Consider the following 14,029-nt stretch of genomic DNA (forward strand, 5'->3'; position numbering starts at 1 on the left):
GTCCGCACGATCCGCAAGGCCCCACCGGAACGCCGCAGCAAGGAGCAGTACCCGTGTTCACCACCCGTCCCACGCTTCAGGGCACCTTCGGCATGGTGTCCTCCACCCACTGGCTCGCCTCGCAGTCCGCGATGGCGGTCCTGGAGACCGGCGGCAACGCCTACGACGCGGCCGTCGCCGCCGGCTTCGTCCTGCACGTCGTCGAACCCCACCTCAACGGTCCGGCCGGCGAGGTCCCTATGATCCTCGCGCCCAAGGACGGCGACGTGCGGGTGCTGTGCGGCCAGGGCCCCGCCCCCGCCGGAGCGTCCGCCGCGCACTACCGCTCGCTCGGCCTCGACCTGGTCCCCGGCACCGGTCCGCTCGCCGCCGCCGTGCCGGGCGCCTTCGACGCCTGGATGCTGCTGCTGCGCGACCACGGGACCAAGTCCCTCGCCGAGGTCCTGCGGTACGCCGTCGGATACGCCGAGGACGGCCACGCCCCGGTGGAACGTGTCGGCCGCACCGTGGAGACGGTCCGCGAGCTGTTCGAGAGCGAGTGGCCCACCTCCGCCGAGGTCTACCTCCCCGGCGGGAAGGCGCCCGAGCCCGGCACCCTGTTCCGCAACCCGGCCCTCGCCGCGACCTGGCGCCGTCTGACGGCCGAGGCGGAGGAGAAGGGCGGCGAGGACCGTGTCGCCCAGATCGAGGCCGCCCGCGAGATCTGGCGCACCGGCTTCATAGCCGAGGCGCTCGTCCGCCAGGCCGCCGTCCCCACCATGGACACCAGCGGGACCCGCCACACCGGCACCCTCACCGCCGCAGACCTGGCGGGCTGGTCCGCGACGTACGAGGCTCCCGCCACCTACGACTGGAACGGCTGGACGCTGGCCAAGGCGGGCGGCTGGAGCCGGGGCCCCGTCCTCCTCCAGCAACTCGCGCTGCTCCCGGCGCAACTCCCGGCGTACGGCTCGGCCGAGTACGTCCACCTGCTCGTCGAAGGCTGCAAGCTCGCCATGGCCGACCGCGAGGCGTGGTACGGCGACGCCGCCGAGGTACCCGTCGGCGTCCTGCTCTCCGACGCCTACAACGACGAGCGCCGCGCCCTGGTCGGGGACACCGCCTCCCTGGAGCTGCGCCCGGGCAGCCCCGGAGGGCGCGCCCCGGTCCTCGCCGCGCACGTCCGGGCCGTCGCCACCGGCGCGTCCGGCTTCGACGCCACGGGAATCCCGGTGGCGGGAGCGGGCGAGCCGACCGTCGCCGAGAACGGCGCGACCCGCGGCGACACCTGCCACCTCGACGTCGTCGACCGCTGGGGGAACATGGTCGCCGCCACACCGAGCGGCGGCTGGCTCCAGTCCAACCCCGTGGTACCCGAGCTGGGCTTCCCGCTCGGCACCCGGCTGCAGATGGCCTGGCTCGACGAGGGCCTGCCGAACACACTGACCCCCGGCCGGCGCCCGCGCACCACGCTGACCCCGTCCCTCGCCCTGCGCGACGGCGTCCCCGTCATGGCGTTCGGCACTCCCGGCGGCGACCAGCAGGACCAGTGGCAGCTGCACTTCTTCCTCGCCGTGGCGCTGCGGGAGCGGGTCCGAGGCGGCCTCGACCTCCAGGGCGCCATCGACGCCCCGAACTGGCACAACGACAGCTTCCCCGGCTCCTTCTTCCCGCGCGGGATGCGTCCGGGGAGCGTCACCGTCGAGGAGGGGATGGCCCCCGGAGTCGTCGAGGAGCTGCGCCGGCGCGGCCATGACGTCACGGTGGGCGCCCCGTGGTCCGAGGGCCGTATGTGCGTGGTCGCCCGGGACCCCGGGACCGGTGTCCTGTCCGCCGCCGCGAACCCCCGGGGGATGCAGGGGTACGCCGTCGGCCGCTGACCACCTGCCCGTGGCGGCCCCGGCGGACCGTGCTTAGCTGGAGCCATGATCGATGACTTCCTGTACGGGACCGCCGGGCACGCCGGGGCGACTGCCGAGGTCGAGAGGGCGGTCCGGGCGGCGGCCGCCGCCGAGATCCTCCCGCGCTACCGCCAGCTGGCCGCGCACGAGATCGTCGAGAAGAGCGGCCCCCACGACCTGGTCACCGCCGCCGACCGGCTCGCCGAGGAGCACCTCACCGCGTCGCTGACCCGGCTGCTTCCCGGCTCGGTCGTCGTCGGCGAGGAGGCCGTGCACGCCGACCCCGCCGTCTACGACGCCCTCGGCGGCGACGCACCCGTGTGGATCGTCGACCCGGTCGACGGCACCCGCCAGTTCGTCCGCGGCGAACCCGGCTTCTGCACCCTGGTGGCCCTCGCCCGGCACGGCGAGGTGTACGCCTCGTGGACGTACGCACCCGTCCTCGACGAGATCGCCGTCGCCGTGCGGGGCCGGGGTGCCACGCTCAACGGCACGGCCCTGCACAGCGGTTCGCCCGCCCCCGGCGCCGCGCTCAAGGTGGCCATGTCCCACCCCGACTACACCTCCGACGCCCAGAAGCGTGCCCTGCTCGGCCTGCGCACCGAGGGCATCGACGCCCGGGCCTGCGGATCGGCCGGCCTGGAGTACCTCGCCGTCGCCTGCGGGGCGCAGGACGCTGTGGCCTTCAACTGGGAGTTCGCCTGGGACCACGCGGCGGGGCTGCTCCTCGTCACCGAGGCGGGCGGGACCCAGTCGACGCTCTCCGGCGCCCCGTTCCGTATCACCGGCGGGAACGACCTGCCCTTCACCGCCGCCAGGGACGAGGCGACCGCCGGGCGGATCCTCGACGCGCTGCGGGCCGGCCGTCAGGGCTGAGCCGGAGCCTTCCCGCCGCGACGGCCGCGGCCGCGCGCGGTATGCAGGCAGGTATGAGTTCCGAACCCGCTCCGTTGCTCGCCCTGGATCTCGCCGGTACGTTCGCGTTCGGGCTGAACGGGGCGCTGACAGCGGTGCGTGCCGCACGGCTGGACGTGGTCGGTGTGGTCGTCCTCGGAATGATCACCGCGCTGGGCGGCGGCTTCATCCGTGACGTCCTGATCGATTCGCTGCCACCGGCGACGCTCCTGGACTGGCGCTACTACACCCTGGCCGCCGTCGGCGGACTGCTCGCTTTCACCCTCAGCAGGCACCTGCGCCGGATCGAGACGCCGATCATCGTGCTCGACGCCGTCGGTCTGAGTGCCTTCGCGGTCATCGGTGCGAGCACGGCCCTGGACTCCGGGCTCGGATTCGCGCCCGCGGTCCTGCTGGGAGTCATCACCGCCGTGGGCGGGGGAACGATCCGGGACGTGCTCGTCCGCCGGATTCCGACGGTGCTGAGCACCGGTCTGTACGCCATCCCGGCGCTGGTGGGCGCCGCGGTGACCGTCGCCGCGGTCGAGACGGGGGTGTACGGCCTGCCGGCCGCCCTGGGAGCGGCAACCCTGTGCTTCCTGATCCGCGTGCTCGGCCTGCGTTACGGTCTCAACGCGCCGGAACCTCCCGAGACCCGCGGGCGCGGAGGGCCGGACGAAGCCGGCGGGTGAGCCGGTCCCACGGGTTCGTCCGCCCGGCCCATCGGGAGCGGTCCGTCGCGCACCGGTGAGGTGGCCCTTCCGCCGCACGGGCGACGTGACTCCGCTGCACCCCCTCCCAGGGCCTCCCGGCTCCGGCCGGGTGGCCGGGTGCGGGGCCGTGACTAGGCTCGGACCTCGGGTGCCCGGAGCTCCGGCGTGGCTCGGACCCCGACGGACCGTCCCCACCACGCCTGCGAGGAGAGTGCCGTGGCCGACCCCGCGCGGACCGTACTGGACGGCCTCGGCAGCATCCGCTCCAGCCTCGAGGACCTCTACCGGGACCTGCACCGGCACCCCGAACTCGGCCTCGGCGAGGACCGCACGGCGAAGAAGGCCGCCGACGCCCTGCGGGACGCCGGTTACGACGTCACCGAAGGGATCGGCGGCACCGGCGTCCTCGGCGTGCTGGTGAACGGGACCGGCCCGGTCGTCATGGCCCGGGCGGACATGGACGCCTTGCCGGTGCGCGAACGGACCGGCCTTCCCTATGCCTCCACCGCGACGGCCACCGACCGCAACGGCGACGAACAACCGGTCATGCACGCCTGCGGACACGACGTGCACGTGACCTGTCTGATCGGCTGCGCCCAGCTACTGGCTGACCACCGGGACGCCTGGCACGGCACCTTCGTGGCGCTCTTCCAGCCGTCGGAGGAGAACGGCGACGGTGCCGAGGCCATGATCGGGGACGGCCTCACCGACAAGGCGCCACGCCCCGACGTCGTGCTCGCGCAGCACGTCCTGCCCTATCCCGCGGGCTACGTCGGCACACGTCCGGGATCCTTCCTCTCCGCCGCGGACAGCCTGCGGATCACCGTCCACGGTCGCGGTGCGCACGGGTCCATGCCCCAGTCCGCGGTCGACCCCGTGGTGCTGGCCGCGACGATCGTCGTGCGCCTGCAGACCGTCGTATCCCGGGAACTGGCCGCCACCACCCCCGCGGTCCTGACGGTGGGCAGCATCCACGCGGGCAGCGGCCCCAACGTGATCCCCGACCGGGCCGTCATCGAGCTCAACGTCCGCACCTACGACGACGTCACGCGCACCCAGGTCCTGGACGCGATCGAGCGGATCGTCGAAGCCGAGTGCCAGGCGTCGCGCTCACCCGAGGAGCCCGAGATCGAGCGGATCTCGTCCTTCCCTCCCACCGTCAACGACGAGGAACCGACCCGGCGCGTCGGGGAGGCGTTCACCGCGTACTTCGGCGACGACGCGCACACCGTCGAACTGCAGACCGCCAGCGAGGACATGAGCGAGATCCCGCAGGCGTTCGGAGTGCCGTTCACCTACTGGGCGATCGGCGGGATCGATCCGGAACGCTACGCCGAAGCCGAAAGGAAGGGGACCGTCTCCCAGGACATCCCCGTCAACCACAGCGCCACCTTCGCCCCCGTCGTGCAGCCGACCCTCGACACCGGCGTCAGCGCCCTGGTGGTGGCCTCCCTGGCCTGGCTCGAGAGCTGAGCCGGGCCAGGGGCCGCCGCCGCACGTCCGCGAGGACGACGGCCGCCTGCTACCTGAGCTCGAAGCCGCGTTCCTGGACGGTCGCCCGCAGGTTCTCCCGGCCGTCCATGACGGCCACGTCGCCGGAGGAGAAGGCGACCGCGTCCTTCCAGGTCTTCTCCCTCATCCCGGAGTCCTCGCGCCACTGCTGGAACACGGTCTCGTAGACCTCGGCCGCGCTCTTCCACGCGCCCGTCCCGTAGCGGTCGTGGTGCAGCACCATGTCCTGGGAGGGGCGCGGCCGCACCAGGGTGGGGCGCTCGGGGTCGGGCCGGCCCACGACGAGGCCGAACGCGACGAAGCTGAACGGCGGCAGGTCGATCAGCTCGGCGAGCTCCTCGGCCCGGTTGCGGCTGGCGCCGATGTACACCGTCCCCAGGCCGAGCGACTCCGCGGCGACCGCGGCGTTCTGGGCGGCGAGTGCCGCGTCCAGGGACGACGTGAGGAAGGCGTCGAGGTGTTCGAGGACCTCCGCCCTGCCGCCGGCCTCGGTGGTGATCGCGTGGCTGCGTGAGAGATCCGCTATCCAGAGCAGGAAGACCGGCGCCTCGTTGATGTACGGGTTGCCCATGCCGATCGAGTGCATCCGTGTCGTCTCGGCGATCCGTGCCTTCAGCTCGGGATCGCTGACCGCCACCACGCTCCACTGGTGGAGGTTCGAGGACGTCGACGCCGACTGGGCCGCCGCGACCAGCGTCTCGACCGCACCCTCGGGCAGCGGGTCGGGCAGGTAGGCGCGTACGGACCGGTGCCGGAGGAGCCCTTCGATCTGTTCGTTCCACAGGATCTTGTCCGGGCCGTTGCCCTTGCCGTACCGCAGGTCCAGCAGTTCCTGTCGCTGTTCGTCCGTCGTCACAGCACGCCTCTTTCGCTTCGGTTCGCATGAATCGGGTTCAGGTCTCGCCAGGTCGGGCAAGGGTGAGCGGCCTCACCCGGGCATCAATGGCACAGCGATGACCATATGGCAGTACCCAGCATAATGGCAGTCGACTGCCAGAATGGCGGCGGTAGAATACTTCGTGTGTCCACACTTCGAGACAGGCGACGACAGGCCACCGAGGCGGAGATCGAGGCAGCGGCGATCGACCTCTTCGAGGAAGCCGGCTATGAGGCGACGACCTGCGACGACATCGCCGCAGGGGCGGACGTCTCGGCCCGGACCTTCTACCGCTACGGGGTGAACAAGGAGGAAGCGGCCTTCAGGAGCGCGAAGCGGTTCGACGAACTCATCGGCGACGCGCTCTGCGAGCGCGCCTCGGGCGGGCCCCTCACACCCGTCGCCGTCGAGGACGCCATCGCCCACCTGCTGGCCGAGTCGTGCGGGGAGGCGTGGATGGTGCGGATGCTGCGTGTGCGACGCCTCACTTCCCACGACCCGGCCCTGCGCCGCATCGCGCAGCACTACGACGCCGAGTGCGTGGACCTGGTCGTGCGGCGCCTCTCCGAGCACGACGGTGCCCGTCCCGAGGACCTGCTGCGGACCCGTGTGACGGTCGCGACCGCCCTCACCGTCTTCCGGGCCGCGCTGGACGAGTGGATCGCACGGGGCGCCGGCGACGGTGCCGCCCTGATCGCCCTGTACCGAAAGGCGTCCGCCTTCATGGCGGTGCGGTGACGCCGTGCGGTGGCGGCGTGCGGTGACGTCCGCCCCGGACGGGCGTACGCCCCCGTCGTACCGTCAGGAGGCGTCGTCCAGTACGGCCCGCACCTCGCGTACGACATCCGCCGCCGCCTCCACCGCCTCGGCGTCCAGGCCGCGCAGGGCCGCCGACACCCGGTCCGCGAAGTCCGACGGGGCGTCCGGCAGGGCTGCGGCGGCAGCGAGCGCGCCCTTCTCGTTCAGGCACCAGACGCGGTGGTGGGCGTGCAGGACCTGGGCGAGGATCCCGAAGGCCTTCGACAGGCAGAGCGCCACATGGAGCGTGTCCCCGGACGGCGCCGACTTGCGCGCGGAGGCCACGGAGAAGTCCGCCTCCCACACCGCCCCGGTCAGAGCGCGGCGCAGCGGTTCGGGATAGGTGCGCACCGCCTCCTGAAGGGCGGTCAGCTCTCCCCGCGGGTCGTCGAGCACCTGGCCCAGCGCGACCTCTCCCACGTAGCAGGGCGACCAGAAGCCCAACGGGTGGCCGGGCTGCGTCCCCACCTCGAAGCGGCCGGCCCGGCAGTCCGACCACACCGACTCCACCCGGTCCAGGTCGCGCAGGATCCAGTCGACGGCGACACCGTCCACGGTCAGCCACGCCCCGCCGTTCACCCAGGGGCCCCAGCCCCCCGGCCCCGCGACCTCGGCCGGCGCCCCCTGGGCCTCGGACGCCAGGGCGGTGAGGGCGGCCAGGTCCGGGGTGCCCCGGTAGTAGACGCCCAGATCCCAGTCGGAGTCGGGGCGGTGCGTGCCGCGGGCCCTGCTCCCGCCCAGGACGACGGCCTCGACCGAGGGCGACCGGGCCAGTCGGGAAGCCATCGCGCGGACGAGGGGAGAGGGTGCGCACGCGTCGTTCATCGTGCGAGAGGCTACCCGGGGGTCCGTCGTCCCCGCCCCCGAATATCCTGGGTCCCCCGGCCACCGGCTGACAAAGGAGTCCGAAGGTGCCATCGATGCTGGATGCAGTCGTCGTGGGTGCGGGCCCCAACGGGCTGACCGCCGCGGTCGAACTGGCCCGCCGCGGCTTCGCCGTGGAGTTGTTCGAGGCGGGGGAGACCGTCGGCGGCGGCGCGCGCACCGAGGAACTGACCCTGCCGGGCTTCCGCCACGACCCGTGTTCCGCCGTGCACCCACTGGCCGTCGGATCCCCCGCCTTCAGGGCGATGCCGCTCGCGCGGTACGGCCTCGAATGGCTCCAGCCGCAGCTGTCCCTCGCCCACCCCTTCCCGGACGGCACCGCCGCCGTGCTCACCCGGTCCGTCGGGGAGAGCGCCATGTCGCTGGGCCCCCAGGACGCGGGCGCCTACCGCAGACTGGTCTCGCCCTTCACCGGCCACTGGGACACCCTCGCCGAGGACTTCCTGCGCACTCCGTGGGACGGCCTGCCCCGGGACCCCTACCGCTGGGCCCGTTTCGGGCTGGACGCGATACAGCCCGCCGCGCTGCTCTCCCGTCGTTTCCGGGGGGAGAAGGCGCGCGGCTTGATCGCCGGCCTCGCCGCCCACGCCATCGCGCCCACCAGCGGCTTCGCCACCGGAGGGATCGCCCTCCTCTTCGCGCTCGCCGCGCACGAGAACGGCTGGCCGGTGCCGCGTGGCGGCTCACAGGCGATCTCCGACGCCCTCGCGTCGTTCCTGCGCGAGCAGGGCGGCACCATCCGCACGGGCATCGAGGTCAAGCGCCTCGACGAACTCCCGCCCGCCCGCGCCTACGTCTTCGACACCTCGCCCACGGCGCTCGCCCGGATCGCGGGTCTCGGCGGCGCGTACGACCACTACCGCTACGGTCCCTCCTGCTTCAAGATCGATTACGCCCTCTCGGGCCCCGTGCCCTGGACCTCCGAGGAGGCCCGGCGGGCCGGGACCGTCCACGTCGGCCCCTCGGCCACCGAGATCGACGCGGCCCTGCGCGCGGCCGTGGCCGGGCGCGACCCGAGTGTCCCGTTCCTGATCACCGCGCAGCCCAGCCTCGTCGACCCGGGACGCGCCCCCGAAGGACGCCACGTCTTCTGGGCGTACGGGCACGTCCCGGCCGGCTGGGAGGGCGACGCCACCGAGGTCGTCGAGCGCCAGCTGGAGCGCTTCGCGCCCGGGTTCCGCGACCTGGTCCTGGCACGGGCGGTCGCCGGACCGCCCCGGCTCGCGGTGCGCAACGCCAACTACGTCGGCGGTGACATCGCCACCGGCGCGTTCGCCGGGCTCCAGACCGTGATCCGGCCCCGGCTCGCCCGCGTGCCCTACGCCACCGCGCACCCCGCGGTCTTCCTCTGCTCGTCGGCCACCCCGCCCGGCCCCGGTGTGCACGGCATGTCCGGGCACCACGCGGCCAAGGCGGTGTGGCGGCGCCTGCGGGGGGCGTGAGCGCTCAGCCCGTCGCGGCCAGCACCGCCGTACGCCCGCCCAGCACCCGGGAGAAGGTGTCCGTGACATGGGCGAGGGCCTCGGCCGTGCCGGGGGCGACGGCCAGCGTGCCGTCGTCGCCGGTGGTGATGTCCTTGTCGAGCGTGAACCAGCCCGGCACGATGTGCGCCGCGCCCATGGAGCTCAGAACCGGACGCAGCGCGTAGTCGATCGCCAGCACGTGCGCGGTGCTGCCCCCGGGGGCCAGCGGGAGCACGGTCTTGCCGGTCAGCGCGTACTGCGGGAGGAGATCCAGCAGTGTCTTCAGCAGCCCCGAGTACGCGGCCTTGTAGACGGGCGTGCCGATGACCACGCCGTCCGCGTCGCCGAAGAGCGCCGTGGCCTCGACGACGGCCGGATGCCCGAAGTCGGCGCCGAACAGCGCGTCTGCGGGAAGGGTGCGCACGTCCAGGGGCGTCACGTCGTGACCGTGCTGCCGGAGCCGGTCGTCCAGGTGGCGCAGGAGACGTGCGGTGCGGGAGGTGGCGGAGGGGCTGCCGGAGACGGACAGGATCTTTGCCATGGTGGACCTCTCTCTACGGGTCTCTGCGGTCAGGAAGGGCGGCGGTGCCGGAGGCCGCCGGCGCCGGGAGTGCTCACCACGCGCTCGGACCGGCCGTGACCACCGGCACCAGTCCGTCGCGCAGGGTCTCCAGGAAGGTGACGATCTCCGCGGCCACGGAGGGGACGTACCGGGCCTCTTCGTCGACGACTCGGGGGACGAGCCGCAGGAGGTGCGGCTGCGGACCTCACCGGGCGACTACGTCTTCGTGCCGCCGTTCGTCCCGCACCGCGAGGAGAACCCGGACCCGGACGAGGAGGCCGTGGTCGTCATCGCCCGCAGCACCCAGGAGGCGATCGTGGTCAACCTGCCGCGCCTGTACGCCCTGGACCCGGGCGCGGCGAGCGACTGACCGGGCGGGCGCCCGGCTTCCGCCGCTGCGGCGGACCCGGGCGTGGCTCGGTGCGAAGCGCGGGATTACCTCAGTGGTAATCGACCCCCTGGGAGCCGTGCGGCACGCTGCCGGTGTGCAGGGCAGGGCGACGAGCGGCCGACGGACCGCCGTCGTCCGGCCGGGCCTCGCGCCGAGGAGGCGCGGAGCGCCGCCCTGCGGGGACGCCCCGCCCGGGTGCGCCCGTACCGACGAAAGGACACCGCCGTGACTCTCCACCAGGACGCGGTCGAGCGCTACTTCGCCGCCTGGAACGCCGCCACCCCCGAGGATCTCGTCAAGGCGGTCGCCTCGGCGTTCAGCGAGGACGGCACCTACACCGACCCGCTGGTCGAGGCCAGGGGCCACGACGGGATCACGGCGGCGATCACCGGCGCCCACCAGCAGTTCCCCGGATTCAGGTTCCAGCTCACCGGCACGCCGGACGCGCACCACGACCTCGTGCGCTTCACCTGGGACCTGGTATCCACCGCCGACGGATCCTCTCCCGCGGCCGGCTTCGACGTGATCACGCTCGCCGAGGACGGCCGTATCAGCAGCGTCGCGGGCTTCCTGGACCGCCTGCCGGAGGCGTGAGCCCTCCCCTCAGTGCGCCGCCCGGAGCGCGGCGGCCGTCTCCGGGTCGGCGGGCAGGAACGTCTCGACGGCCAGCTCGGAGACGGTCACGTCCATCGGGGTGTTGAACGTCGTGGCCGTCGAGACGAACGACAGCACCCGCCCCCCTGCCTCGATGCGGAGCGGTAGGGCGAAGGGGTGAACAGCCGCTTCCTGCAAGTGCGTTCGGGCTTCCGGTCGCCCGTCCGGGCCGGTGCGGGGGTCGTCGGCGGGCGCCGGATAGGCGGCTACCTCCTTGTACAGGCCGCGCAGCGCGTCCGAGGAGCGCAACGTGGCCTGCCGGTCCATCCGTTCCAGCAGATGGGCGCGCCACTCGCCCAGATTGCGGATCCGCGGGGCCAGGCCCTCCGGGTGCAGGGTCAGGCGCATGGCGTTCAAGGGGGGCCGCAGCAGGTGACCGGCCACCCCGTCGAGCAGCATTCCGACGCCCTTGTTGGCGGCCACCACGTCGTACATCCCGTTCATCACCAGGGCGGGGAAGGGCTCGTAGGCCGTCAGCAGCTGATCCAGGCCGGCGCGGAGCGTCGTCATCTCCGGGGCGGTCAGGGACGTCTCCGGGTACGAGGGGGCGTGACCCGCCGCCATGAGGAGCGCGTTGCGCTCGCGCACGGGGACGTCGAGGTGCTCGGCCAGGTGCAGCACCATGGAACGGCTCGGCGTGGACCTGCCGGTCTCGATGAAGCTGATGTGGCGTGCGGAACTGTCGGCCCGCAGGGCCAGTTCGAGCTGGCTCAGCCCGCGCAGCTTGCGCCAGCCCCGCAGCAGGCTCCCCGCCTTCGGGTCATCGACCGTCCTGGTCATGGCAGTCGTCATGTTCAGGACGGTAGCCGATCCGGACGGCGGTACCCGTGGAATGCCGGGAGAGTGGTGCCCCGGTGGTCTCGCGACGGTCCCCCGGACACGACTGCGACGGATCCGCCGCCGGTGATGTGCGCCCCTGCCCACGGTCAGGGAACGCCGGGCAACCGTGCGCGCACCGGGGGTGCCACGTAGACCCGGTCGGCGGTCATCCCCGGAGCGAACGCGCTCGGAGCGAACGCGCTCCCGGGCTGTCGCCCCTGAAGTGCTGCCCCGCGGCGATCTCGTCGCCGATCACCGACCAGACGGTCTCGTCGTCCTGGAAGGGGAGCGGGTCGACGGCGCTCGTCTCCCGACGGACACGCTCGACCTCGCGGTCCAGGCGTTCGAAGCCGGCCTCCTCGTCGCTGTCGTCGTCGAAGCTGAACTCCTCCAGCAGGCGCTGGAACAGGAGACCGACCTGGACGAGGGAGGACACGTCCGCGTGGAGCTGCTGGACGGCCTCCTCGTCGGGGTCGAAGGCGTGGACCGCGCCGGAACCGGGGTCGAGGGCCAGATGGGCGTTGAGCAGCCAGCCGATGACGGGCCATGCGCCCGCACCCTCGGGGGCGTCCTCGACGTCCTCGACATGGATGACGTCCCCGACGAGCGGCAGCCCTCCGGTGTCGTGCTCACGCAGCCAGAGCGTCCCTGCGGGGACCCCGACGGCCTGCAGGAGACGGGCGCCCTCGGTGCCGGCGGCGGCGGGCGGAAAGGCGGTCGCCGGCAGGGTCACCAGCCGGTCCTCGCCGAAGACGCCGGCGAGTCCGCCGCGAGTGATGTCGAAAAGCACGGCGGGGCCTCCGAACCCGGCGGTGCCACGCCCGCCGTGGGACTCGTGGTGGACGGGACCGGCCACCGCGACAGCCTCGCAGACCGCGGAGCCCGCGGAGAACCCGGGCTCCGTCGTGCGGGCGGTCCTACAGGGCGTCCGGCCCCCGCTCGCCCGTCCGGACCCGGACAACGGTCTCCACCGGCACCGCCCACACCTTGCCGTCGCCGATCTTGCCGGTGCGGGCGGCGCGGACCACCGCGTCCAGGACCGCCTCCGCGTCCGCGTCCTCGACCAGCACCTCCATACGGATCTTGGGGACCAGGTCCACCCGGTACTCGGCGCCCCGGTAAACCTCGGTGTGGCCGTGCTGGCGCCCGTACCCGCTGGCCTCCGTGACGGTCATCCCGTTCACGCCGAGTTCCTGCAGCGCGGTCTTCACCTCGTCGAGGCGGTGCGGCTTCACGACCGCGGTGATGAGCTTCATGGGGCGGTGCTCCTGTCCTGGAGGCGAAGTACGGAATGACCCGGCGTCTGCGCGGTGGCATGACCCAGGCCGCCGTGATCGTAGGCGCTCTCCGCGTGGACCGTCTGGTCGAGGCCCGTGAGCTCCTCCTCCTCGGAGGCCCGCACGCCCATCATCCGGTCGATCACCTTGCCGATCCCGTAGGTCATCAGGAAGGTGTACGCGGCCACGGCGAGCACCGCGCCGGTCTGCCGGGCGAGTTGGCCCGCTCCGCCGCCGTAGAACAGACCGTCCGTGCCGCCGGTCATCGTGGACGTCGCGAACAGCCCGATGAGCAGGGTGCCCACGACGCCTCCCACGAAGTGCACACCGACGACGTCCAGGGAGTCGTCGTAGTCGAAGCGGAACTTCCAGGCGACCGCGTACGAGCACACGACACCTGCCGCGAGTCCGACGACCGCGGCGCCGAGCACGCCCACGGTCCCGCAGGCGGGGGTGATCGCCACCAGGCCTGCGACGACGCCGGACGCCGCGCCGAAGGTGGTCGGGTGCCCGTCGCGCCGCTGCTCGACGAAGAGCCAGCCGAGCAGCCCGGTGCAGCCCGCGACGAGGGTGTTGAGGACGGAAGCGGCGGCCAGACCGTTGGCGCCGAGCGCCGAACCGCCGTTGAACCCGAGCCAGCCGAACCACAGCAGACCCGCGCCGAGCATCACCATCGGCAGGTTGTGCGGACGCATCGCGTCCTTCTTGAAGCCGATCCGGGGCCCGATCACGAGGGCGAGGGCCAGGCCCGAGGCTCCGCAGGTGATCTCCACGACGAGTCCGCCGGCGAAGTCCAGGGCGCCGAGCGAATCCTTGATCCACCCGCCGGGGCCCCAGACCCAGTGGGCGACGGGAACGTATACGAGAAGGGTCCACACCGGTACGAGGACCAGCCACGCCGCGAACTTCATGCGGTCCGCGATCGCCCCACTGATCAGCGCGGCCGTGAGGATCGCGAACGTGAGCTGGAACGTGGTGAACAGCAGCGTGGGTACGCTGCCGGTGAGATCGTCGGGACCGATGCCGACCATGCCGGCATGGCCGAGTCCGCCGATCAGCCCCGCGAACGCGTCGTCGCCGAACGCCAGCGAGTAGCCGGCGACCAGCCAGACGACCGTGACCAGCGCGATGGACACGAAGCTCATCATCAGCATGTTCAGGACGCTCTTGGTGCGGACCATGCCGCCGTAGAACAGGGCGAGGCCCGGCGTCATCAGCAGGACGAGAGCGGTGGCGGCCAGGAGCCAGGCGGTGTCGCCTGTGTCGAGGCCTGCCGAGGCCAGGGTCACGGGGGTCAAGAGGGG

General features: G+C 72.8%; 14 protein-coding genes and 1 pseudogene. 8 read left to right on the forward strand and 7 right to left on the reverse strand.

Annotated features, from left to right (window positions below; all coding sequences use genetic code 11):
- Nucleotides 1-53: 53 nt before the first annotated feature.
- The 4 genes from IA22_RS0120280 (at nucleotide 54) to IA22_RS0120295 (ending at nucleotide 4,960) form a co-directional block, all read left to right on the forward strand.
- On the forward strand, nucleotides 54-1,859 hold the full coding sequence (locus IA22_RS0120280) for a gamma-glutamyltransferase family protein (protein ID WP_030124372.1): 1,806 nt from the start codon (nucleotides 54-56) through the stop codon (nucleotides 1,857-1,859).
- Nucleotides 1,860-1,904: 45 nt separating this feature from the next.
- The gene (locus IA22_RS0120285; protein ID WP_015579453.1) at nucleotides 1,905-2,756 is read left to right on the forward strand and encodes an inositol monophosphatase family protein; all 852 of its coding nucleotides are present in this window, start codon (nucleotides 1,905-1,907) and stop codon (nucleotides 2,754-2,756) included.
- 53 nt (nucleotides 2,757-2,809) lie between these two features.
- Nucleotides 2,810-3,466 carry a trimeric intracellular cation channel family protein gene (locus IA22_RS0120290; RefSeq protein ID WP_030124373.1) on the forward strand — a complete coding sequence of 219 codons (657 nt, stop codon included), beginning with the start codon at nucleotides 2,810-2,812 and terminating at the stop codon, nucleotides 3,464-3,466.
- A gap of 237 nt (nucleotides 3,467-3,703) precedes the next feature.
- Nucleotides 3,704-4,960 carry a M20 family metallopeptidase gene (locus IA22_RS0120295; protein WP_015579455.1) on the forward strand — a complete coding sequence of 419 codons (1,257 nt, stop codon included), beginning with the start codon at nucleotides 3,704-3,706 and terminating at the stop codon, nucleotides 4,958-4,960.
- Nucleotides 4,961-5,009: 49 nt separating this feature from the next.
- On the opposite strand, the gene IA22_RS0120300 is transcribed toward IA22_RS0120295, so the two are convergent.
- The gene (locus IA22_RS0120300; RefSeq protein WP_030124374.1) at nucleotides 5,010-5,855 is read right to left on the reverse strand and encodes a nitroreductase family protein; all 846 of its coding nucleotides are present in this window, start codon (nucleotides 5,853-5,855) and stop codon (nucleotides 5,010-5,012) included.
- A 165-nt stretch (nucleotides 5,856-6,020) separates the two neighbouring features.
- Between IA22_RS0120300 and IA22_RS34765 the strand changes: the two genes are divergently transcribed.
- Nucleotides 6,021-6,614 carry a TetR/AcrR family transcriptional regulator gene (locus IA22_RS34765; protein ID WP_051694820.1) on the forward strand — a complete coding sequence of 198 codons (594 nt, stop codon included), beginning with the start codon at nucleotides 6,021-6,023 and terminating at the stop codon, nucleotides 6,612-6,614.
- A gap of 63 nt (nucleotides 6,615-6,677) precedes the next feature.
- On the opposite strand, the gene IA22_RS0120310 is transcribed toward IA22_RS34765, so the two are convergent.
- The gene (locus tag IA22_RS0120310; protein ID WP_015579458.1) at nucleotides 6,678-7,499 is read right to left on the reverse strand and encodes a nucleotidyltransferase domain-containing protein; all 822 of its coding nucleotides are present in this window, start codon (nucleotides 7,497-7,499) and stop codon (nucleotides 6,678-6,680) included.
- Between the two features lie 86 nt (nucleotides 7,500-7,585).
- On the opposite strand from IA22_RS0120310, the gene IA22_RS0120315 reads away from it, so the two are divergent.
- Complete coding sequence (locus tag IA22_RS0120315; protein ID WP_030124376.1) at nucleotides 7,586-9,001, forward strand: phytoene desaturase family protein; 1,416 nt, start codon at nucleotides 7,586-7,588, stop codon at nucleotides 8,999-9,001.
- 4 nt (nucleotides 9,002-9,005) lie between these two features.
- On the opposite strand, the gene ssuE is transcribed toward IA22_RS0120315, so the two are convergent.
- Entirely contained in the window at nucleotides 9,006-9,563 is a 558-nt protein-coding gene (gene ssuE, locus IA22_RS0120320; RefSeq protein ID WP_030124377.1) for an NADPH-dependent FMN reductase, read from the reverse strand.
- A gap of 175 nt (nucleotides 9,564-9,738) precedes the next feature.
- Here ssuE and IA22_RS38280 point away from each other — a divergent pair.
- Together IA22_RS38280 and IA22_RS0120330 are read left to right on the forward strand one after the other, a co-directional pair.
- Nucleotides 9,739-9,954 (forward strand): annotated as a pseudogene (locus IA22_RS38280) (cupin domain-containing protein); the annotation flags it as partial.
- A 246-nt stretch (nucleotides 9,955-10,200) separates the two neighbouring features.
- The gene (locus IA22_RS0120330; protein ID WP_014153066.1) at nucleotides 10,201-10,569 is read left to right on the forward strand and encodes a nuclear transport factor 2 family protein; all 369 of its coding nucleotides are present in this window, start codon (nucleotides 10,201-10,203) and stop codon (nucleotides 10,567-10,569) included.
- A 9-nt stretch (nucleotides 10,570-10,578) separates the two neighbouring features.
- Here the strand turns inward: IA22_RS0120330 and IA22_RS0120335 are convergent, their stop codons facing one another.
- From IA22_RS0120335 to IA22_RS0120350, 4 genes are all read right to left on the reverse strand, one after another.
- Nucleotides 10,579-11,409: a helix-turn-helix domain-containing protein gene (locus tag IA22_RS0120335; RefSeq protein WP_030124379.1), complete on the reverse strand. Its 831-nt coding sequence runs from the start codon at nucleotides 11,407-11,409 to the stop codon at nucleotides 10,579-10,581.
- A 205-nt stretch (nucleotides 11,410-11,614) separates the two neighbouring features.
- A complete protein-coding gene (locus tag IA22_RS0120340; protein ID WP_030124380.1) occupies nucleotides 11,615-12,238 on the reverse strand; it encodes an SUKH-4 family immunity protein in 624 nt (207 codons plus the stop codon).
- Between the two features lie 127 nt (nucleotides 12,239-12,365).
- Nucleotides 12,366-12,704: a P-II family nitrogen regulator gene (locus tag IA22_RS0120345; protein ID WP_014153063.1), complete on the reverse strand. Its 339-nt coding sequence runs from the start codon at nucleotides 12,702-12,704 to the stop codon at nucleotides 12,366-12,368.
- Nucleotides 12,701-14,023: an ammonium transporter gene (locus IA22_RS0120350; RefSeq protein WP_015579465.1), complete on the reverse strand. Its 1,323-nt coding sequence runs from the start codon at nucleotides 14,021-14,023 to the stop codon at nucleotides 12,701-12,703. The genes IA22_RS0120345 and IA22_RS0120350 overlap by 4 nt, the downstream gene beginning before the upstream one ends.
- Nucleotides 14,024-14,029 lie beyond the last annotated feature (6 nt).

Origin of the sequence: Kitasatospora papulosa, assembly GCF_000717245.1 — a bacterium.
Taxonomy (GTDB): Bacteria; Actinomycetota; Actinomycetes; order Streptomycetales; family Streptomycetaceae; genus Streptomyces; species Streptomyces papulosus.

Excerpts from the sequence above, each read along its gene's own strand:
- IA22_RS0120285 (WP_015579453.1), top strand. The coding sequence starts at position 1,905 with ATGATCGATGACTTCCTGTACGGGACCGCCGGGCACGCCGGGGCGACT.
- IA22_RS0120290 (WP_030124373.1), top strand. The coding sequence starts at position 2,810 with ATGAGTTCCGAACCCGCTCCGTTGCTCGCCCTGGATCTCGCCGGTACG.
- IA22_RS0120310 (WP_015579458.1), bottom strand. The coding sequence starts at position 7,499 with ATGAACGACGCGTGCGCACCCTCTCCCCTCGTCCGCGCGATGGCTTCC.
- IA22_RS0120335 (WP_030124379.1), bottom strand. The coding sequence starts at position 11,409 with ATGACCAGGACGGTCGATGACCCGAAGGCGGGGAGCCTGCTGCGGGGC.
- IA22_RS0120345 (WP_014153063.1), bottom strand. The coding sequence starts at position 12,704 with ATGAAGCTCATCACCGCGGTCGTGAAGCCGCACCGCCTCGACGAGGTG.
- ssuE (WP_030124377.1), bottom strand. The coding sequence starts at position 9,563 with ATGGCAAAGATCCTGTCCGTCTCCGGCAGCCCCTCCGCCACCTCCCGC.